Consider the following 20,530-nt stretch of genomic DNA (forward strand, 5'->3'; position numbering starts at 1 on the left):
TATGCTACGTCTTAACCAGTAACTCAAGACACCTAACGTCTGTCTTATGTGACTATCCGGGAATGTCAGCATGGGTTAGCCCATCGGTCAGGTTGCCCGATATCTGGATTGAGTGCCCCCAGAATAAATCACCATCGTCGTGCCAGAATTCAAATTCGCCATCCGGATAGACAGAGATAGCCTGCAAAATCATTTTCTTCTTGAATTTCTCTGGTGATAATTCCATTTCTTCATCGCTAAGCCAGTTGTCGTTCTTCAGTGGCAAGAGTTTTTCAACAGCATAGTCGCTGACTCGTTTACTCCAAGCTGATTCGGCATCCCAGAGCGCGTAGGCGACATGGAGTGCGGGAATGAGTTCGTCAGCTTCTTCAACGTTCACATTCAAGTCGACGGCTTCACCATGCCATTTCACATTGCCGGAATACCAGCTTACCTGTCGATCGAACGTAAGAGTGCCAAATCGCTTGTCTTGATGTATTACTGGTTTCTGGAGTTCGGCCAAATGTGTGTGCAACTCGGAGTCTGCCAGATCAACTTGAATGAATTCTTCAAGCTGCCCCTGGGGGCTACCAAGTACATTGTTCTCGGCGATGCGAGCCCTAATTCTGATTATCGTTTCTGCATCTATTAAAGCTTGAAACGTCCGAAGTTCGACATCGGTGACTCGACGGCGAAGCGTGAGGGACTCAGTTCGGACCGGGTCTGAGCCAACGCGCCACGCATCGAAGGTGAGTAGCAACGACCAAAGTTCTTGTCCACCGGATTTTCCAGCACCGACGCCATTAGAGCTGACAACGCCGGTCAACTCGCTAACGGGGCTAGCTGCGAGTTCATTGTAGAGTTGGTCTTCTCGGCGGTTTGCATCTGCGAAGATGTCATCCATATGCCTTTGTCACATAACGTTGGAATTGTGCGGCGGTCAGCATCTTGAATTGTAGTTGATGATCTTTGCTCCGCCGCACCAACGCAATGTTAACCGATGCCAATTACCAAAATAACTCTATTTTCTTACATTGATTTGATTACTTTAAGGCGATCCTTCTTCGCTGTCGTTAGGACCTTGACCACTATAATAATTTTCTCGAAAAATTTTAAGCTTTAGCAGATCAAAGATTTCAGATGGATTTCCTTGAAGCAAGCGTAGGGTGCGTTCCTGACTACAGACATTTTTCATACTTCTCCCAGAATTGGAACGCACCGCCTTCGGGAACACCACTCCATCTTGGGCACCCTAGTGAACATAATCACTGTCGCTCTCAAGATGCTAAATTACCGTCGTCCCTACATGGCTGGAGGTACCTACTTTATCACCCAAGTCACCTATCAACGGGTTCCTTGATTATGTCGTAATATGGTACGTCGAGCACTTCGAGACGCCTTCATTACCGTTAAAAAACACCATCCATTTTCAATCGAGGCTATTGTATTATTGCCGGAACATTTTCATCGCCTCTTAACGTTGCCAGATGATGACGCCAATTTTCCCATGCGACTTCGATGACTGTAATACTGAAGAAGAGTATGCTCGCGAGTTAGAGCGATTCTGCATTGAGAACGGTTCATGTCCTACTTCTTTATTTGACCCAGATTTCTCTAACAGTATGTAGTTTATTAATGGTGAAAAAGGAGCTTTGGAGAAGTCAGAGTTAATTGAAGTTCTAGAACAAGCTGCCCGTAATGGCACAAAGAGTCTCGACCTATCAGGCAAACGGATAGACGAGTTGCCCTCTAACATAGGTGAGCTTAATCAGCTCATAAAACTCAATCTCTCGTCTAATCATTTAGTAGAACTGCCATTAGAGATAGGTAATTTAAGTAGCTTAGAGGAAATCAATTTAAGTTCCAACAGAATAGCACATCTACCACATTCCTTTTCTCAATTAAAGCAGCTTGAAAGAGCTTTTTTGACCAATAATGATTTCAAACTGTTTCCAAAAGAGATTTCAAGTTTAATTAGATTAAAGGAATTAGATGTTTCTAGAAATAGGCTCACTGTAATCGATCTAGACAAGTCTAGTTTAGAGGGGTTGGAATGGCTTAATCTTTCTTTTAATCGAATTTGCGTAGTATCTTCAGAAGTTCTTCAATTGAAATCCCTCAAAATTCTTCTACTGGATGATAATCGTCTCAAAAAACTGCCTATTGAAATAGATGAGAATGATGCCCTTGAGGACTTAAACCTTAGCAAGAACTTTTTTGTTAAGTTTCCCATTAGCGTTACGAAACTGCAATCTTTGAAGTACTTAAGGCTTGAGGATAATCAATTAGACGCCGTACCTGCAGAGATATCGGACATGAGAGCTCTAGAGGCTCTGTACATAGGAATTAATAAGATCAAATCATTGCCATTATCAATTTGCCAACTTAACAAATTGGTTCATCTTGATCTGTTGGGTAATAATCTTCAATCAATACCTAGTGAGATTGCTCAGCTTAGCAACTTAACTGGCCTGATATTGGGTTGGAACCAATTAAGAAATATTCCTCAGAGTATTAATCAACTTACAAGTTTGGAAGAGCTTGATCTTAGAGATAACCCTTTAGATGATTATAACTCTGCTGACTATACCTTTCCTGAAGGTGTAGTTCTTTTAGGGTCATACGATGATTTTTGATTTTGCTAAACTTGGTAAATTTAGCGGTTTGATTATTCTGTCTATGTCTAACCAGAGTTAGCAGGGGGAACAGCTTCGCTTGAGAATTTAGCTAAAGAATTCGGAACTATAGAGATTGTACAGAAGCTTGTGTAAGCGATCTATCCCATCATGGATTGTGTAAGAGGCCACAAGAGTGGAAATATTCCAGTGTGCATCAGTTTATTGCAGAGGGCATTTACCCGTCTGATTAGTGCGAGGAAGAGAGTCCAGTCATTCCTCATGGTTTTCTGGATAAATAGTGAGGAGAGTGCAACACTAGAGTCATTAATTTTCTAGAACTTTAGCTTCCGTAAAATAAAGAGGGTAATTTCTAAGTCTGGAGTTACTAATGCCAGCACTCTCAACAACTTGATATTCAATATAGATGTCTTGTATGCCTGTAGTATTAAGAACTACAGAAGAAATTTGTGACTCTTCATACTTGATCTGGTTTGACCATAGAATTTCTCCATCACCAAAAACATTTACTAAATAGGTGAGTGTTGTTGTTCCTGAAGAAAGATCTGCTAATCCAAACTGCAAGAAAACACCGTCTGCCTTGACGCCTGGGAGCTCTAGGTTAAAGCTTACTCTAGTTGGCAAATTTCCATCAGTAATTAGAGAAAAGGTAGAATCATACTTTTTTTTATTAATAAACACTTCTCTAGTCGAGAACGTAGCATATTGTGATCCTAGGCCAACATTCGTAATTAATATGGCATCGTTGAATTGACCAATGTCCGGTGGTGTCTCTACATATCCTTTATTAGGGTCAAAACCTGGAAGGTCTGCGTTACTGTTATAGTTAATTGTTACTGATACAGTTTCTCCACTGATTTCACTGTTTTCGAGATTACTCCCTAATTCATTAGAAGTTCGGTTATTTGAGCTTTCCTGGTTGATTGTCCCATCAATAGCCTGATTTATACCTTCTGAGTTTTGAACCTCACCATCATTTTGTTCAATTTGACTAGATTCAACGTCTTGTACGTTTGAGTCATCTGTACTGCTTACGGGAGATGCTACTTGACCGAAGCTCTTGTCACCAATAGATACAGAACCTAGTTTAAAGATGTTAAGGAACAAATGTCCTACGCCAATTGATGCCAAGAACGTTATCAGTAAACCACTGATAAATCCGACTTTGAAAGTATTAAGAGTAGCAAGAAAGCCTTGAATTTTGGAATCCTTCTGCTTTTGACTTGTATTTTCTTCCTGGTACGCCATATAGAGATTAGAAGTCAATTCTATTGAGTTAAATAGATCCATACTATCAACTATAGTAATTCTCGCCATGCCTGAGCAAAGATCAGGAGGTATCAAAAAATGAGAATTTTTCCCAGAAAGCAACTAGGGCAGTACGAGACCAAATCTGCTTAAAGTTGTGCTCAGATGTCCATTTTTACGAACAATTGCTGTGATAATCTACCTTCCGATGATTGTCCCAACAGTGCTCTACCTTTTCACAAGGTCGTAATTATATCTGCAGCCTATCCCACTAGGACCTACCTATGCGTTATCCAGACTTTGTCTAGATAAATACCTCCCAGTCGGAGTTATCCCGAAACTGTCTGGATAAAAATCTAATGCCGGAGTTATCCAGACAGCTTCATCAAGTTTTCAGTATAGGGCTCTTGCCAGATTGCGATACATGTGCATTAGCTAAATAAGAATTAATACCTTTTGCACAGTCAATCTTGATCATAGGGATCGCGATCGCACATTTCACCACACAGCCACAGCCTGCGCTCAAGCAACCAGGTCTTGCCCAAAATCACCCAGACCACCCCACTACTGGGACCCCCCTCTAACAAGAACCGCTTTATGATGAAGAAGGACTCTCTGCCGTCAACGCAGCTCGTTTTCATTTCTTCTCCTAACAAAGCATCTATGACCGCTCAATTAACCACCGCTCTTGAAAAGCAATATTGGACCTGGCGAGGGCACCGCATTTGTCATATCGTTCAGGGGGCTGGATTACCAATTGTGCTAGTCCATGGCTTTGGCGCATCGGTCGGGCATTGGCGCAAAAATATCCCTGTCCTGGCTGAAGCTGGCTATCAGGTGCATGCTCTGGATCTCTTAGGCTTTGGTGCATCGGATAAACCGGCCCTCGACTACTCTCTCGAAATTTGGGAATCATTGCTGCAGGACTATTGGCAAGAGCACATTGGGCGACCGGCTGTCTTTATTGGCAATTCCATTGGTGGACTCATTACCCTGATGATGCTGGCTAATGCGCCAGACATGACCCAAGGGGGAGTACTCCTCAACTGCGCCGGGGGCCTTAACCATCGCCCGGATGAACTGAATTTTCCCCTACGAGTTGTTATGGGAACATTTACACAGCTCGTTAGTTCTGACCTATTTGGTCCCTTTATTTTTAATGAAGTGCGGCGTAAGTTTCGAATTCGGGGTTCCTTAAAGCAGGTTTATCGCAATCGAGACGCCATTACAGACGAACTGGTCGATATGCTACATCGCCCTGCCTGTGATCCAGGGGCCCAAAAAGTATTTGCCTCTGTTGTGACCGCACCTGCTGGCCCAAAGCCCGAAGATCTGTTACCTAAAATTCAGCAGCCCCTCTTGGTGCTCTGGGGGGAAAATGACCCCTGGACTCCGATTCAAGGAGCAGCCGTATATAAGACTCTCAGTGAGTCCCCCAGTGCCCAGCCACCAACGACCTTTCAGGCCATCCCTCAGACTGGCCATTGTCCCCATGATGAACGCCCAGAGGTGGTCAATGAATCAATTTTGAACTGGCTGAATGGGCTTTGATTAGTTACGTTAGGGGTCAGTTTTTCCTCCCTAAGGCACAATGGCCAGAGTGAGTTTCCATCGCTTAAAGAGCTTTGTTTAGGCCCATGCTAATCCCCGAAGATCAATAGATTTAGTGGCATAGGCTTTCCGAGCCAGGAAGCATGTTCAGTATGATCTTGCAGATCGTTTCCTGTCAGCCCATGGACAAGCACCGTGAAATCTCCTCGGTTATTTTCCAGCCATGGGATCAGCTGATCAAACTGGGTTTTATCAAATGCCAGTTGACAGCTCCGGCAAGGGTGCGGTCCAATGGGTTTCTGATGGAATCGGCCTACTTTCACTCCAAACAGTTCTCCAGCCTTCTGACATAGTGAGGAGGCTGCTGCCACAGAACTGCCATCGAAATAAACGTGGGCGTGGTATTGGTCGTAAATGTTGGTGGGTCGTTTTATCATCAGTGAGCCGGTTTCTGAATAAAAAATAAAAACATCTAAAGTGCCAGTGCGTTAGTCCAATAGTCGTTAGCTGACAAGCATTGGGGAATCTGTCCGGTGTTGTGCATCCAGGCTTGTAGACGATCGTAGTAATCCGCACTCATGGAAAAGTCGTGGGTAAAACAAGAGATTGTTGCATCGTAGATGGCTTGCCCGGTCTGATCGCCTGCATAGGCTCCGGTACGCTGGTCGTAAATGGCTTGGGCCGCTTGAGGGTGCTGGTGAATAAAGTCAATCCCCCGTCGTAATACCTTCAAAAATACCTGCAAGTCTTGTCGCCGCTGTTGCAACAATTCGGGCGTTGCAATCAGAATAAGCTGGCAAAAATCAGGAACGCCCCAATCTTTGAGTGCAAAAAACTGAGCATCATAACCGCGTTGTCGAGCTTCGATTACTTCAAAGTTGTAGAACACCAGCGTTGCCAGATCGGCCTTATCCTCAACCAGTGCGTCGGTATGCAAAAAGCCATTATCGACAGAGGTGATGGCATCTTCAGTAAAGTCACCGCCATCGGCCTCAATCATGGTTTTAGCGATGGCCCGCCCTAACGCAGACGGTGCACCGGGGTACTGTATGCGCTTGCCCACCATATCCTTAGGCCGCTCGATACCGCGTCCTGTAAAGTACATGACGCCACCGTTGGTATGCAAAAAGCGAGCCCAACCCACCACGGCATGGCCCTTACCTCGATCTTCCACCAGATGAACCGGCTCTGTAACCGCGATATCGAGGGTGCCAGCTTGCAGTTCTGCGATCGCATCCACATGCTCTGAGGGTTCAACCAGTTCTAAGTCCAAACCAACGTCCGCAAACCATCCTTGCTCAAGACCTACTAATAGAGGCACATGATCTGGATTTAAAAACCACTCTAAGCCCAAACGTAATTTAGACATCAGCCACCAACAATCAACTTCAGATCATTATTCATCTAAAATTTGCTTACAGCAAAACATTGCTAAAAAAAGCCGAGTAGTCTATCAAGGTCTAAATTGTGAGTAGGACTGACACGGGCAGGGTGAGACGCAGAGATCGGTTAGTGCTCAAGCTCTCCCCGTCTCCGTGTCTCCCTAGGGATAGTTTGTAGCCTATCTTCCTGATTGGGCTGGATAGACTGAACGTTTGCAATATAGCAACTCTTTGTAGGGAGATAGATGGAAAAGGTAGATCGTGGATCTAATAATAGATAAACAGCAGTTAGACAGCAAAAGCAATTAAGTTCTGTTTATTGGGGAAATGAGACATGAGCCATCCAATACAGTGTCAATGTGGTTGCCTTAAAGGTACTGTTGATGATGTCACCCATGCGAATCGGGTCATCTGCTATTGCCAGGATTGTCAGGCATTTGCTCACTTTCTAGGCAAAGGGAGTGAAATCCTTGATCGTCATGGTGGGACAGACATTGTTCAGACGCTGCCAAAAAATATTTCCTTTACTCAAGGAACTGAAGTATTAGCATGTGTGCGACTTACTGAAACTGGTTTACTGCGCTGGTATACGACTTGCTGTAATACACCGATCGGAAATACTTTACCAATCTATAAAATGTCTTTCATTGGCCTTGTCCATAACTGTTTAGAGTCGTCCGAGATCACACTGGATAATGCCTTTGGGGCTACATGCATACCTGTTAATACAACATATTCAAAAGGAGAAATAAAATCGAACCCAGTAGACCTCATCGTTACAATCATCCGTAATGTAACTAGAATTTTCAGGGCACGTATTGATGGAAGTTATAAACAGACGCCCTTCTTCTTGGTAGACTCCGGAATTCCTATCGTTAGCCCCAAAATACTGAGCTGCCAAGAATACGAGGACATTATGAGTGCTGTTTAGCAACCGCGCTGCGCCGGAACAAGGATGATAGTCCAAAGAACAGACGCAAATACCTGACAAAGCTATTCTGATGGTCACCCTCACCTGATGTGATCGGACCGAGCAAGATACGGTCGAACGGATCGGCGTGCAGTAGCCTTGGATTTTGCCAGCTACCTAAATCGAACCATTCATCATCAGACTTATTCCTGGGAAGTATCAAAAAACTCCAGATGGGGCTACTTTAAAGCATTATCATCCGCTACACTCCTCTTGCACTAAGGTACGGACTCGGGGGAGCAGCACTTGGTTAAGCAGGCATCTTACCGCCATTTTTGGGGTGATGTATCTCAGGGTGCTATAGCAGAAACTGTTAGCGGTCTGACGTTTTATCAATCAGGGCAAGAACTCTTTGATCCCAAGGTTGAAGAGTAAACATAATTAAAAATGAACAATCCTGTAGGGGCACTCCCTTGTGGATACCCTTCTTTAAAGTTTAAATGATGGAAGTCCTTTAAACTTTCTTTCTAGAACAGCTGAACCCTAAGGCCGCAAATAGAACTCCTAAACCCAGGGTAGGCTCCATAGTACTCACGGGCTGATGGTGATGGCTACTCGATAATGGAGCAACATCAGCCACAATTACATTGTTTAGAACAGCTGTATAGTTGCTAGCGATATTGTCACCAATGCTGCAGCCACCCTCATCAGGAATGTAGGCACGCTCATCATGACTGGCAAGGCTATCAGCGTGACCAAAGTTTTGTACCCAATAATTGCCATAGGTAGAACGACTGTCAAAATGCAAACCAAAACCAATGTCGGTATAGGTTGTATTGAGCAAATTCTCTTTATGGCCAGGGCTATTGAACCAGGCTGTTACCACCGAGGCAGCTGAATCGTGGCCAGCTGCAATATTTTCACCAGCGGTACTGTAATCATAGTTGACTCTCGTAATCCGATCCGCAAGGGTTGAACCATTGGAACTTCTATGGCTAAAATAATTTTCAGTCGCCATATTTTGGGCATGGGCTTGCGCCGCTCTGCCTAGCCGATAAGAAAAACTCAGTGGCCTTGCTCCATTTTGTTGACGAATAGTATTGGTTTCGGTCAGCAGGTCGGCAAACAGTTCTGCCAAAATAGTTGTACAACTATTTTCGATGGCAGAGGGTGGTTCTGTTGTGCCGCTGCTAGCCTTGTCTTCGTTGCCGCCGCCACCGCCACAGCTTGTGAGTATGATGCCGATTGCTAAAACTAGTGTGCTGGCCTGTGAATTAAGCCCCATGGGTGCTCTGTAAGAACGATTTGAATTAACTTGCTTTTGAGATAGAGCCCCACGGACAGTAGCATCTCGAAGTTGAACAGATGCCAAGACAATCCTGTGAACACAGTTTGAACAATTACCTTGGTTTCATCGACCGTTACACTACTAGATAGGTGAGTCAGCTTTACTCGACTTATCTCAGTGAAAATAATGTGTCGGAGATTACTGAAATGGTTGCAGTGGCAACATTTGGAGCCGGTTGTTTTTGGGGAGTAGAACGGGCATTTTGCTCACTGTCAGGGGTAACCAAAACGTCCGTGGGCTACATGGGGGGACATTTTGAAAACCCATGTTACTTGGACGTACTCTCTCGCATTACTGGCCATGCTGAAGTGGCCCAAATAGAATATGATTCGGCCATAATTAGCTATGAAGCACTATTAGTAACTTTTTGGAAAATCCACGATCCGACGAGTCTTAATCGTCAAGGTGCTGATCGTGGAGAACAATATCGTTCAGTAATTTTTTATCACACCGAAGAACAACAACAGCTAGCCCACCAATCTAAGCGAACTGTTGCGAAGCAATATAGTAAACCAATAGTGACTGAAATTGTTGCGGCGACTGCCTATTGGTTAGCCACTGAAGAACATCAACAATATTTTGATAAAAAAAGCAACAAACAACAGTGGCAGAAGTGATAGAGGTGTTAGGAGTTGCAGACATATTAGGCATAAAAATAGCCCTGCTAGCTCAAAAACTAGCAGGGCTATTACTTTTTGAGCATTAATACAGATAACCCATGGTCTGAGTCACTGTATCTAGATGTTACTGGACTTACTTTGTACGCTCATCAAGCTGATCAAGGCGCTCTGCTTGAATATCTTTAACGCTCTTGGACTGGTTGTCCAAGTGCTCAAGACGCTGCTCATGAAGCTTGTTACCGCCTGCAACATCCTTTAGTTGATCATCAGACAATTGCTCGTCAGTAACGTTCTTGTTCTGCTCTTCCATGGAAGTTACCTCAATGTAGAAACAACGGAAGTCCTGTTCAATCGTCAAATGCACAATGCAGGACTTTCCAATAATATCGAGCATGTCAAAAAATGGAAGAGGTTTTGGTGACTTCTCATGAACTTTTAATGATCCGTTGGCTTTCAACGAGTTTTCTGAGGATTTATTAAGAGATAAAAAGCCAATTGTCAGAGATTCTACGTAAATGCATCTCGAATACTTAAAATCTCCTGAGTATCTCCAAAAAAGCTAAACTTTTTGCTATAAGGGCATAGATAATAGGTGAATTTTACTGGATTATCAACCTTCATTATTAGAGGCCAGATTTCGGATGGGCGACAGTAGTATTTTTCGTCAAGAAGCTTTGGAGCGTTTATCGTCGCCAGAGCAGCTTGATCAGCTTATGCAAATCGTTTCTCCGCGCAGTTGGCTGCCTCTAGCGACGATTGGTGGGCTGCTGGGGGCTACTATTGTTTGGGCCTGTGAGGGTCGGATCCCAGTAACTACAAGCAGCCATGCCATTTTGGCCTATGCTGAGGGGGCGTCTGGTGAGCTGGTGGGTGTGGCTCATTTTCCCAGTGGGGAGCTGGCTCAGATTGAGCGCGGTATGGACGTACTGCTGATCCCGGATGTGGAAGGTAATAAGCAAGCGGCTGGTGGCATTGAGGGTAAAGTCAGTGAAGTATCACTACCGATGGTAATGACCCTGGATGGGGTACGTGAATTAGAAGATCCAACGGCTCCTGCAACGATTGAGGTGTTGATAGAACTGACACCTGATCCTGATACGAGTAGTGGTTATAAGTGGTCGGCGAGCAGTCTCAATATGATTCCTTTGGCCGGTATGCATGCAACGGCCAGGGTAACTCTCGATCAGAAGGCCCCCCTCTGGTTTGTATTGCCTTTTTTACATCAGTCGTAGGAGTAACAGTCCCCTTAGTGATGGGCTAGATTCTGATCCCTGAACACGTTCAGCTGAGGTAAAGTCAGCAAAACCAGCTTTCGTGCTGCCAATGCTCTTGCCAATGCTCTATGTATATACGGTGGCCGTAGATGGACAGCTTCATAAACGACTTTCGCTACTCTCTGGCGTCTGTTGTTGTGAACTGGCAGGCACCGCCTTCTTGTAGCGGATTAGCCAGGCAAAACCTGCACTGGTGGCAAACATGATTAGGGCATAGATGGCGGCGGGAATTGCCATGCTGGGGGTATTTAAAAAGGTGGGTGCACTGGCAATGGCGATGGCTAGGGTGCCATTCTGAATACCCACTTCAACGGTGATGGCTTTTGCACTGCGGGCGTCGAGCTTGGCGAGGGTTGCGATCGCAAATCCCAATCCCATGGTCAGCACATTTAAAGCCAGCGTGACTCCACCCACCTGGACAAAAAAGCTGGCGACATTGGCCCGTTCCTTGGCCAGCAGACCAACAATAATTAGCGCTAAGAAAAACAACGACAGCCACTTAACCCACTTTTCCACCTTGGCGGCAAACCTGGGGACGTAGTGATGAAGCGCCATGCCGATGGAAACAGGAATGAGGGTAATGACGGCAATTTGAATAACCGTTGTTAAAAAAGAAAGTTGTATAGCTGCTGCCTCCCCCATAAACTGTTGCATGGCAAAGTTAACCACGAGGGGGATAGTAACGATTGTAATCAGGCTGCTAATAGCTGTCAGGGTGATGGAAAGTGCAACATTTCCCTGCACCAGGTAGGTCACCATGTTGGATGTGGGACCGCCTGGACATGCGGCTAAAATCATCACACCAACGGCCAACTCCGGTGAGAGTGGGAAAAGGCTAGCTAACAAAAAGCCAACCACTGGCAGCATAATTAGCTGAGCAACCAGTCCAAGAATGACAGCTTTAGGTTCGGTCAGAATCCTTTGGAAATCGCGAGTTGTCAGGCTCAGCCCCATGCCTAACATGATGATAAATAGGGCTAGCGGTAGAAAAACTGCGGTTAAAAAACTTGATTCCATGATGTCTTCTCTAAAGCTGCAGCAGGCTGGTACGGGGCAGATGTTTGGAGACTAAGGCGAGTTTTGAATTTTGAATTTTAAGTTGAGTTCGCAACTTGAAATTGCAGAAACGGAGAATTTGCTGACGCTTAGTCCTATGGTCGTTTGTAACCAGCGGTTGCTAGTAATCCTACCGCGATAACGCCAACGATTAATGTCGGTTCAGGTGTGCTCACGCGATTAAAGGTGATAGGAGTGCCAATGGCTCCGCCGTTGGGTAAGAGAAATGTATCGGTGGAGTCAACGGTATTGGCGGCGATGGTCACTGTTGAAACTACGGTGCTGCCGGGCACTGGGAAGCTGGTGGGACAGCCCGTTGGGACATTGGTGCCAAAAAACTCGTCTTTTCTGTAGGTTAATGTCAGGTCACAGCTGGGTGTGAGGAGATCGCTCAGGTCTAAAATGGCCGTTGCTTGGTCACAGGTGCCTAGGGCAGTGCCGAGATTGCGATAGCTAAATATGCTCAGGTCAACATCTGTGGTTCCAGGGCTAAATTCATAGGCTCGGGTGCGGAGTAACCCACCTGTGTCACCCAAAAATTGTTCTAAATGGACATATTGCGAGGTCGTTGTGCTGCTGGTCGGTACGGCACAGTTTTCCATGGTCAGCAGCGGCACGGCAGGGTCACTGTTAACCTGTGCCTGGTTGGTAAAGAAGCCCGTGAACCAGTTCACTGCCTGCTGCACCTGTTCGGTTGGTGTCAGGGTGGCAGCCAGTGTTGGAGCACTGATTATGGTGGAAATTAGGGCTGCACTAACCCCTGTTTGCAAAAGTCGCATCATAAGTTTGATAGGGATGACTGCAGGTGTTACGCTGCTGAATTAATCTAATTGCAAGGCTTTTAGGGAAAAATCTGATGAATAATTTCTGAGAAATCATCCGTATCCGATTGTGGTGTGTTTAACTGTTGTTCGTTCTGAATAACAGGGTCTGATGCATACACGTTTGACTGGGTTAACTTAGCCGCTATCACCATTAGGCCCAGACCAAGGCCTACAATCAGCAGCTGTTTACGGTGGGAAATCATAATGGAAGAGAGAAAATTTTTCATGTGGCCAGACTTAAAGAAACAGGGGCTAATCAATCAATTTCGCTGGTTTTTAGGTGATCATCATTGCTGTGGTGAGTGCTTTAGCGCCCATGCACCTGGCGCTATTGAGAGAGCCTGCGGGCGAGATAATAGGTGTTCTGGAAGTCGTTTTCCAGCTGTTGTACTTCGATGTTGCTAAAGCCCGCAGTCTGTAGCATTTCCAGGGCCAGTTCTTGACCCCACATGGCTCCCAGCCCCGGACCGCCTGCTGCTAGGGAAACGGCAGTGCAATGATTACAGGAAATGCTATACAACAATGGTCCTACAGGATGATTTAGATTATCCTCTAGGTTGCTAGATGCTTGAATCTCCTGCATGAGATAGAGCCCTTCTGGTCGCAGGGCTCGGTAGATATTTTGTAAGACGATACCTGGCTGTGCCTGGTCGTGAATGGCATCAAATGAGAGTGCCAGGTCATACTGATTTTCTTCCACAATCAAGGCTGCATCTTGTACCTGAAATGTCACATTTTGTAGCCCCAGCCGTTGTGATTCGGCCTTGGCCCAGGTAATGACGTCGCTAGATAGGTCATAGCCGACAAAGCGACTGTTGGGGAACCAGCTGGCCAGGGTGTGTAATATACGTCCCTGTCCACAGCCGATATCAACGACAGAGATGCCTTCAGCCAGTTGTTCCTTTAAGCCAAGGACCAGGGGTAAAACTTGGGTTTCAAGGGCGGTGATGACAGTTTGGGCACTTTCTTCTGCCATCACCGTATGGAAACGCTGATAGGCCGCATAGGGAACGCCGCCACCCTGGTGGAAACAATCGACAATGGCATCTTCGACACCCCCAATGAGGGGAATAAACTGCATGGTGGTGGCCATGTTGTTAGGGCTGGCGCTGCGGGTAAGCCAGGCGGCATGTTCAGCCGGTAGTCGATAGGTTTTGTTGCCACTGTAGTAAATGACAATGTGGCCAGTGACCATGGCCCCTAACCATTCGCGAACATAGCGTTCAGTCAGTTTGGCCGCATCGGCAATTTGTTGACTGGTGGCAGGCGGCAGTTCAGCTAGCGTGTCCAATAGCCCGGTGCGATGGCCAATGGATAGCATTTGGGCCAGGGCACCACTGTTGAGGATGTTGAGCAAGTTTTCGGCAAAGCCTGCAGACTTGTCGGTGTCAAATGCTGGAGTATTACCTTCAATGGTCAGTGAGGTTAGGGAGTCTATCGTTGTCATCATGGGCTCCAAAAAGAGTTGGAATTTTCATGATTCAAGAATAGAAACTGCTGCGTTCCCTAACCGTCTTTTGGGCGTTCCCTGGGTGTAGGCCCTATGATTTCTCGATACTTGCCGGTAGCTCATCCACTAAATCGGCTGACCAAATGGTGTCATAGGGGACATTGCCTCGTTGATAAGCAGCCCGGACTGTGTCAGCATCAGCCGCGTCAAGCTCACAGATACTGCGTTTGCGATCGCGCGATAAATAGGTGCGTTTCCAGATGACATTACACGACTTGGAAGGTTACGAGCAGAGAAAAATAACTGGTGAGATGGGGGTTAGCTCGGCATCAGGACCTCCATAATGAGATCAACCGATTGCCCTTGCCCCGTGAGTCGATGAATCAACTGGACCACCTGTTCGAAGGCATCCCGAGACAAGGAGTACAGTCGCTGGCCGATGGGTTGCTGATTGTGATCAGCAAAGTCAAACCGCTCAGATTTTTGTCCATAACAGCTGGCTTGCTGAAGGGCAGACTGCGCTATACAACTTAAGCAGAAGTGGCGTTTGACCGCTTCCTCGTTGCGGAGCTGAGCGTCTTCAAAGCCCGTCAGCTGTTTGGCAAACTCGTGAAAGGTTTCTATCGGCCATCGAAAGGTCCAGGTAGAAAAGGTCCGGTTGGCATCCCAATGCAGGGCATCGGTTAAGAGAAAACGAGGGGCATCACTGAGGTCTTCAGTTTCATGAACAATGACAATACGTTTGCGACCATATTTTTTGAGACGAACAACTTTAGTAAATGCCCAAACCTCTCGATATTGACTGTTTCGGCAACGAACGTTCTTGTGTCGAAAACTCTCAGGATGACTCTCTTTAAGTTGTTGAGCCACGTGTTGTACCTGCTGCCAGGTGTGGTTCCACATAATCAGTCGCGTCCGTTCAATCTCACTGACCCAATGTTTGCCTTTAGATTCAATCAGTTCGGTTAACGGACGAGTCAACACGCCCTGGTCAAAGGCATAATCTGCTTGAGGGTACTGCCCTTCGGCTTCGATAGTGCGAACACTCTCAACCACCATCTCCGTTCGTTTCTGATAGCTTTGTTGGTGTAAATAATAATGGAGTAATTCCAGCAATCGCTCTCGCACCTGGTCAAGTTGTTCGTAATGCTCTCGTTGTGTCATCGCTAAATACGCCAACTCTGCTTTCTGATAATTGGGCGGTTGCGCCTCAACCGCTAAGCCATCCACCCGATGGGGATTGGCAATGGCAGCGGTGACCACTGTTTGATAGCGACTCCAACCACTATGCACATAATCATAGGCGGACTTGGCTCCATAGATCTTGCGGCTGTAGGGATGATACGAATAGGTCCAGTCCAGACTAATCACCGCTCGCCCACGACCTCGATAGCGGGGGGCCACCAGTGCCCGATGTCGACGCATGAGCTCATCGCGACTCCATCGCGATTCGAACACCGATTCATGCATCGCTCGGCGGCTCACCTGGGTCCCCTCTGGCCAGACGATTTGAGCGTATATTCCTTGTAGAGTCTTATTTGGGCTTAACAACAGGCCATTGATATAACGACTGACATGGTCAAACCCGGCCTGTCGGCAAAAGACCGGACGATAGTTCTGCAGAAACCCTTGTAGGGTAGAGCCAATCCCAACTAACGGACAATGCATCGGGCCTTTCCAACGTCAGTCCGTCTATTGTCCTAGATGGAATACCTAGCTAACCTTCCAAGTCGTGACATTACGCTCTGTCATGCAGGGGGCTGACCGCTCCACTAGCTCATCCCACAGTGCCTGGTCAATGGGGGGATCGTACGTAGTTTCGACAACAATAAGGGCCATGGTGATGTCATCCGTAAACAAAGAAATTGCGTTATGGGGATACTATCTCAGTCTGAGATTCGTTTTTCCCCTTGCTTCACAGTCTGTTTAGCTTCGGCGATTAACAGCTGAGCCCGACTACTTAAGTTAGTAGCAGGCAATGCCTGTAACAATTGCCAATGGTGATGCCGCGTTGTGTGATCGTCTAGCAGACTAGCACTGAGAACACACAGGGCATTTGCCACAGCCATATCGTTGGGATGCTCAACAATGTTAGCCGCTTGGCTAGCTATGCTTGCATAGGTGAGAGCGATGACCCCGTCCTCTTGCCGGAGGGCAATCTCAGCAGCATGGCTGGCGATAAAAACTCGTTTCCGTTGAGCATCCAGCTGATCAAGTTGGCTCAATGTCTCCGTCAGAGCTGTTTGACCTGTCTGGTCTGGGTTGTTGCCATAGGCGTATAGGGCAATTAAGGCGTCTGCAAAGGTGGCATTACTCCCCTGGGGTAGGTTAGGCGCTAACTCCAGTAGGGCGTTGGCATAGCCAGGGTCAGGCTGTTGGCGGTCCCAACTGTTCATGGCCAGATTGGCGAGACTATGGCTCTCATTTAGCTGATCGCGCTGATTGGGTGTGTGACTTTGAGCTACTTGCAGGGCGGTTGTTAGCTGCTGCTGAGCTAGGTCATAGTCGCCACGGTAACGATAAATGCAGCCTAGTCCTAAATGAATGTCGCTGATGGATGCACCCAGCGGGTTGGCCAGAGATTGGGCTTCCAATAAAATGGCTTCAGCCCGATCCATATCCCGTTCAATTTCAGCTAAACAGCAGCCATTCGCGGCTAGATTTTCTGCCTGTAGCCGGGGAATTGGAGCCATAACCTCTATGGCTTCTAAACATTGTTGATGCACATCGGTCAAGTTCTCTTGGGTGTACTTTAAGAAAGCAAGGGCCTGTCGCGCAGCGGCTTCTGCTTCTGGCAGATTTAGACCCACCAAATCCGCTAACTGTTGCTGGATTTGAGCTTCTACAGTGGTGGCGTCTGATGTGGATACACCGGCTAAAACTCTTGTGCGCAGGAGTTGGGTGGAGTAGAAGATGCGATCGCAACTGGGCAAGTAATGGCTATGTTCTAACCCCCGATTTACCAGCTGCATCACATCTGTATAGGCAAACAGCCGTAAACTGCGGCTGGCAGCAGTGACACAGGACTTAGCCGCCAAGGCATGGTTACCCGCCAGACCCGCATGGTAGGCCACCTGGCTGGCTAAATCATCCTCCACCATTTGGGATTCCAGGATTTTAGCCAGTTGACCATGGATAATGCGACGGCGGGGCAACGACAGCTGATTGTAGGCTGCCTGGCGCACCAAATCATGAACAAAATCATAGTTACCCTGTTCATCAAAGCTGGCTGAGGCCCCTGGGTTAACGGGCTGCACAATCTGTTGGTGTTCCAATTGTTCCATGGCCAACAGAAACTGCATGGGTGGGTAGCTGGCCGCCAGGGCCAAAATCTCTGGATTAAAGCGTCGTCCTAGCGCTGCGGCCCAAGGAATCAAGTCTCTTGCGGCTCCATCCAGTCGCTGCAAACGATCGTCAATTAATCCCTGTAGATCACTGGTCTCTCCAGTATTGGCCCGTGCGACTTCTAAGGCAAATAACGGATTACCACCGCTGTCGCTGTAGATTTGTTGAGAGATTTTTTGAGTATCTAGTGGTTTGGCTCCATCTTCGGAGTTGAGCAGCGGTGTGACGAGTGCCCCTATCGCCTTAGCCGACAGGGGAGGAACGGCTATCTCCTGTAGTCGTTTAGCCCGCCGTAGGGACTTGATTAAGGTAAGAACGGCTGAATTTTCTTGCAGTTCTTGTTGTCGAGCGGCACAGGCAATGCGCAATGGCCCTTGCCCCATTAGACGAAAGACATAGTGTAGCAGTGCCGTTGACGCGTCATCTAACCAGTGAATATCATCAAATAAAAGCAATAGAGGCTGTTCAGGACTGGCTATAGCCCTCAAGCTCTGCACCATAGCGTCCAACAGCTGTCCCCGATTTTGTAAATTGTTTGAGGTATCCCCTAGCTGGGGAAAGGACTCAGAGAGATGGGCGGTACGCAGTAAATCTATCCACACGCCGTAGGAACGCAGCTGCTCTGCTGCAAAGGCACTTCCCCAGCAAGTATGCCAGCTGTCTTGAGCCGCACTCTTCGCTAAGGCTTCCAGCAGTCGAGTTTTGCCAATGCCAGGCTCTCCGGTTAGTAATAATAAAGGTGCAGGCTTGTCCAAGGTCGATAACAGCCATTGCTCTAAGCTGCCAAACAACTGCTCCCGTCCAACTAAGGTGCTCGTAGCATTGGGGGCAGCCAGAGACAATGGTATAGCTGAAGCAGGCTGTGCAGATTGAAGAGCTTCTGTTGTTGTCTTAACAGCACTTTCCTCTGCTAACAATAGCTGCTGATAAATGTTCGCTGTTGTAGGGCTGGGAGGTACCCCTAATTCCGTTTGCAGGGTAGTCATGCACTGGTGGTACAACAGCAAGGCGGTGGAGCGGTCTCCTATTTTCCCATAAAGGGCCATCAACGTCTGATAAGCACTTTCTTCGAGAGGTTCAGCCTGTAACCACTGCTGTCCCGTTGCGATCGCTTTGGTTATTTCACCCAGGGCCTGCAGCTGTCGAGTCAGCTGAGCCAAGGCCTGGCCATAGCTTTTTCTGAGATGTTCTTGCTCGCTATAAATCCAGTCAGCATCACAGTCTGGCCACAGATCCCCTTGATAGACTTTGATGGCAGTTTCAAGAAAACCAACAGCGGCAGCTCCGTCTGCCTCCGCTGCTGAGGCTAGGGCAGTTTCAAAAATATCAAGATCCACTTCACAGGGAATCTGTGGCTGCCAGTGTAGTGTGGATTTGGTGATAGTGATGAGCTGCTCGATGGCAGGACAGGTGTGCCGCAGATAGTGCAGTTCTTTTCTTAGATTCGTGCGGTCTTGAGTGTCGGCGGAATCTGGCCATAACTGTCCAGCAATACGTTGACGAGACTGGGGGGCATGGCGATGCAAAATTAGATAGGCGAGCAGGTGTTGCGATCGCGATCGCAACTCTACACTGCCTGCTCCTGCTTGGACAATGTGAAAGCTGCCCAGCAAAGACACCTTTAGGAACTGCTTGCCCACAGTCAACACTCGCACCTTATAACAGCTGCAATCGTCCTTGCAGTCCATTGTAATTTGTTTGAGTGAACCTCATATAACCTCAGTTGAGGATTCTACATTTGGGTGGGAACGGTGTGGGAACGGAGGTAGAACGTTGGGTTGATTAGGGTTAGACCATCACCTGCAATGTGGAGAACTGACCATGACGACATCCGCTGACTTAACTGAAGCGTTTGCTGAGCGCTTGCTAGATATCCTAAACAATGGCGCGTTGGCACTGATGACCTCCATTGGCCACCTACTGAGCTATTTGACACGCTAGCTGAACTGCCGCCTGCCACCAGCCAGCAGATTGCTGATGCTGCCGGACTTAATGAGCGCTATGTGCGTGAATGGCTGGGGGCAATGGTGACGGGCCGATTCATCACCTATGACACGGAAGAGGATACCTATTTCCTACCCCGTGAGTATGCGGCTGTGCTCACCCGTGCGGCTAGCCCTGACAACATTGCCGCCTTTGCTCAATATATCCCTCTGTTAGGGACTGTGGAGGATCCGATTATTGACTGTTTTTATGACGGGGGGGGTGTGCCCTACGCTCAATTTAAGCGATTCCATCCGGTGATGGCGGAAGATAGCGGTCAAACAACGGTGTCAGCTTTAACAGAATATGTGTTGCCTTTAGTACCAGGGCTGATGGATGACCTAAAACAAGGCATACAAGTATTGGATTTGGGCTGTGGTAGCGGTCGTGCCCTCAACACAATGGCAAAACTATTTCCGAATAGCAGATTTCGGGGCATTGATTTATCTGAATCGGCCATCACCACAGCCCGTGAAGAGAGCCAGTATCGCCCTTTATCTAATATTCAGTTTGAAGTACAAGATGCCACGTTCTTTGATGCACCTGAGCAGTATGACTTGATTACTACGTTTGATGCGATTCACGATCAGGCCCATCCCGATATTGTTCTCAAGAATATTTATCGTGCATTGCGACCCGACGGTATTTATCTGATGCAAGATATTCGAGCTACCACCAACGTAGCAGGCAATATGGATCACCCAGCAGCGCCCTTTCTTTATACCGTTTCTTGTATGCACTGTATGACGGTATCTCTGGCCCAGGGCGGCATGGGCTTAGGTGCGATGTGGGGAGAAGAAAAAGCGCTGTCTATGCTAAAAGATGCTGGCTTTACCCAAGTCACGATTAAGCAGCTAGACCATGATTTTCAAAATAACTATTACATCGTTCAGAAAGATTAAGCAGTTGTAATTAAGGAGTGAA

The 20,530-nt window shown here is 47.2% G+C and carries 22 protein-coding genes and 1 pseudogene; 7 read left to right on the forward strand and 16 right to left on the reverse strand.

The features are described from left to right. Window positions 1–52: 52 nt before the first annotated feature. Window positions 53–883 carry a DUF2262 domain-containing protein gene (locus SPB21_RS03065; RefSeq protein ID WP_163671482.1) on the reverse strand — a complete coding sequence of 277 codons (831 nt, stop codon included), beginning with the start codon at window positions 881–883 and terminating at the stop codon, window positions 53–55. Window positions 884–1,027: 144 nt separating this feature from the next. Then, window positions 1,028–1,174 carry a hypothetical protein gene (locus tag SPB21_RS03070; RefSeq protein ID WP_163671483.1) on the reverse strand — a complete coding sequence of 49 codons (147 nt, stop codon included), beginning with the start codon at window positions 1,172–1,174 and terminating at the stop codon, window positions 1,028–1,030. A 457-nt stretch (window positions 1,175–1,631) separates the two neighbouring features. On the opposite strand from SPB21_RS03070, the gene SPB21_RS03075 reads away from it, so the two are divergent. After that, complete coding sequence (locus tag SPB21_RS03075) at window positions 1,632–2,615, forward strand: leucine-rich repeat domain-containing protein (RefSeq protein ID WP_163671484.1); 984 nt, start codon at window positions 1,632–1,634, stop codon at window positions 2,613–2,615. A gap of 306 nt (window positions 2,616–2,921) precedes the next feature. Here the strand turns inward: SPB21_RS03075 and SPB21_RS03080 are convergent, their stop codons facing one another. Together SPB21_RS03080 and SPB21_RS03085 are read right to left on the reverse strand one after the other, a co-directional pair. Then, window positions 2,922–3,932 (reverse strand): hypothetical protein, encoded by a 1,011-nt coding sequence (locus SPB21_RS03080; protein ID WP_163671485.1) that lies wholly within the window; start codon window positions 3,930–3,932, stop codon window positions 2,922–2,924. 395 nt (window positions 3,933–4,327) lie between these two features. Further along, entirely contained in the window at window positions 4,328–4,504 is a 177-nt protein-coding gene (locus SPB21_RS03085; protein ID WP_499865443.1) for a hypothetical protein, read from the reverse strand. Window positions 4,505–4,526: 22 nt separating this feature from the next. On the opposite strand from SPB21_RS03085, the gene SPB21_RS03090 reads away from it, so the two are divergent. Further along, entirely contained in the window at window positions 4,527–5,414 is an 888-nt protein-coding gene (locus tag SPB21_RS03090) for an alpha/beta fold hydrolase (protein WP_499865444.1), read from the forward strand. Window positions 5,415–5,503: 89 nt separating this feature from the next. Here the strand turns inward: SPB21_RS03090 and SPB21_RS03095 are convergent, their stop codons facing one another. Further along, entirely contained in the window at window positions 5,504–5,851 is a 348-nt protein-coding gene (locus tag SPB21_RS03095; RefSeq protein ID WP_499865446.1) for a DOPA 4,5-dioxygenase family protein, read from the reverse strand. A gap of 35 nt (window positions 5,852–5,886) precedes the next feature. Beyond that, complete coding sequence (locus SPB21_RS03100; protein ID WP_499865447.1) at window positions 5,887–6,783, reverse strand: ABC transporter substrate-binding protein; 897 nt, start codon at window positions 6,781–6,783, stop codon at window positions 5,887–5,889. A 347-nt stretch (window positions 6,784–7,130) separates the two neighbouring features. On the opposite strand from SPB21_RS03100, the gene SPB21_RS03105 reads away from it, so the two are divergent. Both SPB21_RS03105 and SPB21_RS03110 read left to right on the forward strand, forming a co-directional pair. Beyond that, window positions 7,131–7,727, forward strand: coding sequence for a DUF6151 family protein (locus SPB21_RS03105; RefSeq protein ID WP_163700423.1), 597 nt, complete (start codon window positions 7,131–7,133; stop codon window positions 7,725–7,727). A 285-nt stretch (window positions 7,728–8,012) separates the two neighbouring features. Then, window positions 8,013–8,141 carry a hypothetical protein gene (locus SPB21_RS03110; protein WP_284681687.1) on the forward strand — a complete coding sequence of 43 codons (129 nt, stop codon included), beginning with the start codon at window positions 8,013–8,015 and terminating at the stop codon, window positions 8,139–8,141. A 79-nt stretch (window positions 8,142–8,220) separates the two neighbouring features. Here the strand turns inward: SPB21_RS03110 and SPB21_RS03115 are convergent, their stop codons facing one another. Further along, window positions 8,221–8,991, reverse strand: a complete 771-nt coding sequence (locus SPB21_RS03115; protein WP_499865449.1) for a CAP domain-containing protein — start codon at window positions 8,989–8,991, stop codon at window positions 8,221–8,223. A 209-nt stretch (window positions 8,992–9,200) separates the two neighbouring features. Here SPB21_RS03115 and msrA point away from each other — a divergent pair, with 209 nt between their 5' ends. Next, complete coding sequence (gene msrA / locus SPB21_RS03120) at window positions 9,201–9,671, forward strand: peptide-methionine (S)-S-oxide reductase MsrA (RefSeq protein WP_499868666.1); 471 nt, start codon at window positions 9,201–9,203, stop codon at window positions 9,669–9,671. A 136-nt stretch (window positions 9,672–9,807) separates the two neighbouring features. On the opposite strand, the gene SPB21_RS03125 is transcribed toward msrA, so the two are convergent. Then, a complete protein-coding gene (locus SPB21_RS03125) occupies window positions 9,808–9,984 on the reverse strand; it encodes a hypothetical protein (protein WP_163700415.1) in 177 nt (58 codons plus the stop codon). A 331-nt stretch (window positions 9,985–10,315) separates the two neighbouring features. On the opposite strand from SPB21_RS03125, the gene SPB21_RS03130 reads away from it, so the two are divergent. Beyond that, window positions 10,316–10,906: a hypothetical protein gene (locus SPB21_RS03130; RefSeq protein ID WP_499865450.1), complete on the forward strand. Its 591-nt coding sequence runs from the start codon at window positions 10,316–10,318 to the stop codon at window positions 10,904–10,906. 141 nt (window positions 10,907–11,047) lie between these two features. On the opposite strand, the gene SPB21_RS03135 is transcribed toward SPB21_RS03130, so the two are convergent. The 8 genes from SPB21_RS03135 to SPB21_RS03170 all read right to left on the reverse strand — a co-directional run bounded on the left by SPB21_RS03135 (window position 11,048) and on the right by SPB21_RS03170 (window position 19,263). Continuing rightward, complete coding sequence (locus tag SPB21_RS03135) at window positions 11,048–11,965, reverse strand: bile acid:sodium symporter family protein (RefSeq protein WP_499865451.1); 918 nt, start codon at window positions 11,963–11,965, stop codon at window positions 11,048–11,050. A 134-nt stretch (window positions 11,966–12,099) separates the two neighbouring features. Beyond that, on the reverse strand, window positions 12,100–12,786 hold the full coding sequence (locus tag SPB21_RS03140; RefSeq protein ID WP_499865452.1) for a CpcT/CpeT family chromophore lyase: 687 nt from the start codon (window positions 12,784–12,786) through the stop codon (window positions 12,100–12,102). Window positions 12,787–12,845: 59 nt separating this feature from the next. Further along, on the reverse strand, window positions 12,846–13,055 hold the full coding sequence (locus SPB21_RS03145) for a hypothetical protein (RefSeq protein WP_163700408.1): 210 nt from the start codon (window positions 13,053–13,055) through the stop codon (window positions 12,846–12,848). Between the two features lie 101 nt (window positions 13,056–13,156). Continuing rightward, the gene (locus SPB21_RS03150; protein WP_499868668.1) at window positions 13,157–14,275 is read right to left on the reverse strand and encodes a class I SAM-dependent methyltransferase; all 1,119 of its coding nucleotides are present in this window, start codon (window positions 14,273–14,275) and stop codon (window positions 13,157–13,159) included. 94 nt (window positions 14,276–14,369) lie between these two features. Further along, window positions 14,370–14,540 carry a nickel-binding protein gene (locus tag SPB21_RS03155; protein ID WP_499868669.1) on the reverse strand — a complete coding sequence of 57 codons (171 nt, stop codon included), beginning with the start codon at window positions 14,538–14,540 and terminating at the stop codon, window positions 14,370–14,372. Window positions 14,541–14,596: 56 nt separating this feature from the next. After that, entirely contained in the window at window positions 14,597–15,946 is a 1,350-nt protein-coding gene (locus SPB21_RS03160) for a transposase family protein (RefSeq protein WP_499865454.1), read from the reverse strand. A gap of 45 nt (window positions 15,947–15,991) precedes the next feature. Then, window positions 15,992–16,117, reverse strand: a complete 126-nt coding sequence (locus SPB21_RS03165; protein ID WP_499865455.1) for a hypothetical protein — start codon at window positions 16,115–16,117, stop codon at window positions 15,992–15,994. Between the two features lie 47 nt (window positions 16,118–16,164). After that, window positions 16,165–19,263, reverse strand: coding sequence for an ATP-binding protein (locus SPB21_RS03170; RefSeq protein WP_499865456.1), 3,099 nt, complete (start codon window positions 19,261–19,263; stop codon window positions 16,165–16,167). Window positions 19,264–19,444: 181 nt separating this feature from the next. Here SPB21_RS03170 and SPB21_RS03175 point away from each other — a divergent pair. Then, window positions 19,445–20,508, forward strand: a pseudogene (locus SPB21_RS03175) (class I SAM-dependent methyltransferase). The last annotated feature ends 22 nt before the right edge of the window (window positions 20,509–20,530 follow it).

Origin of the sequence: Leptothoe sp. ISB3NOV94-8A, assembly GCF_043421595.1 — a bacterium.
Lineage (GTDB): Bacteria > Cyanobacteriota > Cyanobacteriia > Phormidesmidales > Phormidesmidaceae > Leptothoe > Leptothoe turfae.

Coding starts and splice junctions, on each gene's coding strand:
- SPB21_RS03150 (WP_499868668.1), bottom strand. CDS start 14,275: ATGACAACGATAGACTCCCTAACCTCACTGACCATTGAAGGTAATACT.
- SPB21_RS03140 (WP_499865452.1), bottom strand. CDS start 12,786: ATGATGCGACTTTTGCAAACAGGGGTTAGTGCAGCCCTAATTTCCACC.
- SPB21_RS03095 (WP_499865446.1), bottom strand. CDS start 5,851: ATGATAAAACGACCCACCAACATTTACGACCAATACCACGCCCACGTT.
- SPB21_RS03145 (WP_163700408.1), bottom strand. CDS start 13,055: ATGAAAAATTTTCTCTCTTCCATTATGATTTCCCACCGTAAACAGCTG.
- SPB21_RS03165 (WP_499865455.1), bottom strand. CDS start 16,117: ATGGCCCTTATTGTTGTCGAAACTACGTACGATCCCCCCATTGACCAG.
- SPB21_RS03125 (WP_163700415.1), bottom strand. CDS start 9,984: ATGGAAGAGCAGAACAAGAACGTTACTGACGAGCAATTGTCTGATGAT.
- msrA (WP_499868666.1), top strand. CDS start 9,201: ATGGTTGCAGTGGCAACATTTGGAGCCGGTTGTTTTTGGGGAGTAGAA.
- SPB21_RS03135 (WP_499865451.1), bottom strand. CDS start 11,965: ATGGAATCAAGTTTTTTAACCGCAGTTTTTCTACCGCTAGCCCTATTT.
- SPB21_RS03080 (WP_163671485.1), bottom strand. CDS start 3,932: ATGGCGAGAATTACTATAGTTGATAGTATGGATCTATTTAACTCAATA.
- SPB21_RS03085 (WP_499865443.1), bottom strand. CDS start 4,504: ATGAAAACGAGCTGCGTTGACGGCAGAGAGTCCTTCTTCATCATAAAG.
- SPB21_RS03160 (WP_499865454.1), bottom strand. CDS start 15,946: ATGCATTGTCCGTTAGTTGGGATTGGCTCTACCCTACAAGGGTTTCTG.
- SPB21_RS03065 (WP_163671482.1), bottom strand. CDS start 883: ATGGATGACATCTTCGCAGATGCAAACCGCCGAGAAGACCAACTCTAC.
- SPB21_RS03090 (WP_499865444.1), top strand. CDS start 4,527: ATGACCGCTCAATTAACCACCGCTCTTGAAAAGCAATATTGGACCTGG.
- SPB21_RS03115 (WP_499865449.1), bottom strand. CDS start 8,991: ATGGGGCTTAATTCACAGGCCAGCACACTAGTTTTAGCAATCGGCATC.
- SPB21_RS03130 (WP_499865450.1), top strand. CDS start 10,316: ATGGGCGACAGTAGTATTTTTCGTCAAGAAGCTTTGGAGCGTTTATCG.
- SPB21_RS03100 (WP_499865447.1), bottom strand. CDS start 6,783: ATGTCTAAATTACGTTTGGGCTTAGAGTGGTTTTTAAATCCAGATCAT.
- SPB21_RS03070 (WP_163671483.1), bottom strand. CDS start 1,174: ATGAAAAATGTCTGTAGTCAGGAACGCACCCTACGCTTGCTTCAAGGA.
- SPB21_RS03105 (WP_163700423.1), top strand. CDS start 7,131: ATGAGCCATCCAATACAGTGTCAATGTGGTTGCCTTAAAGGTACTGTT.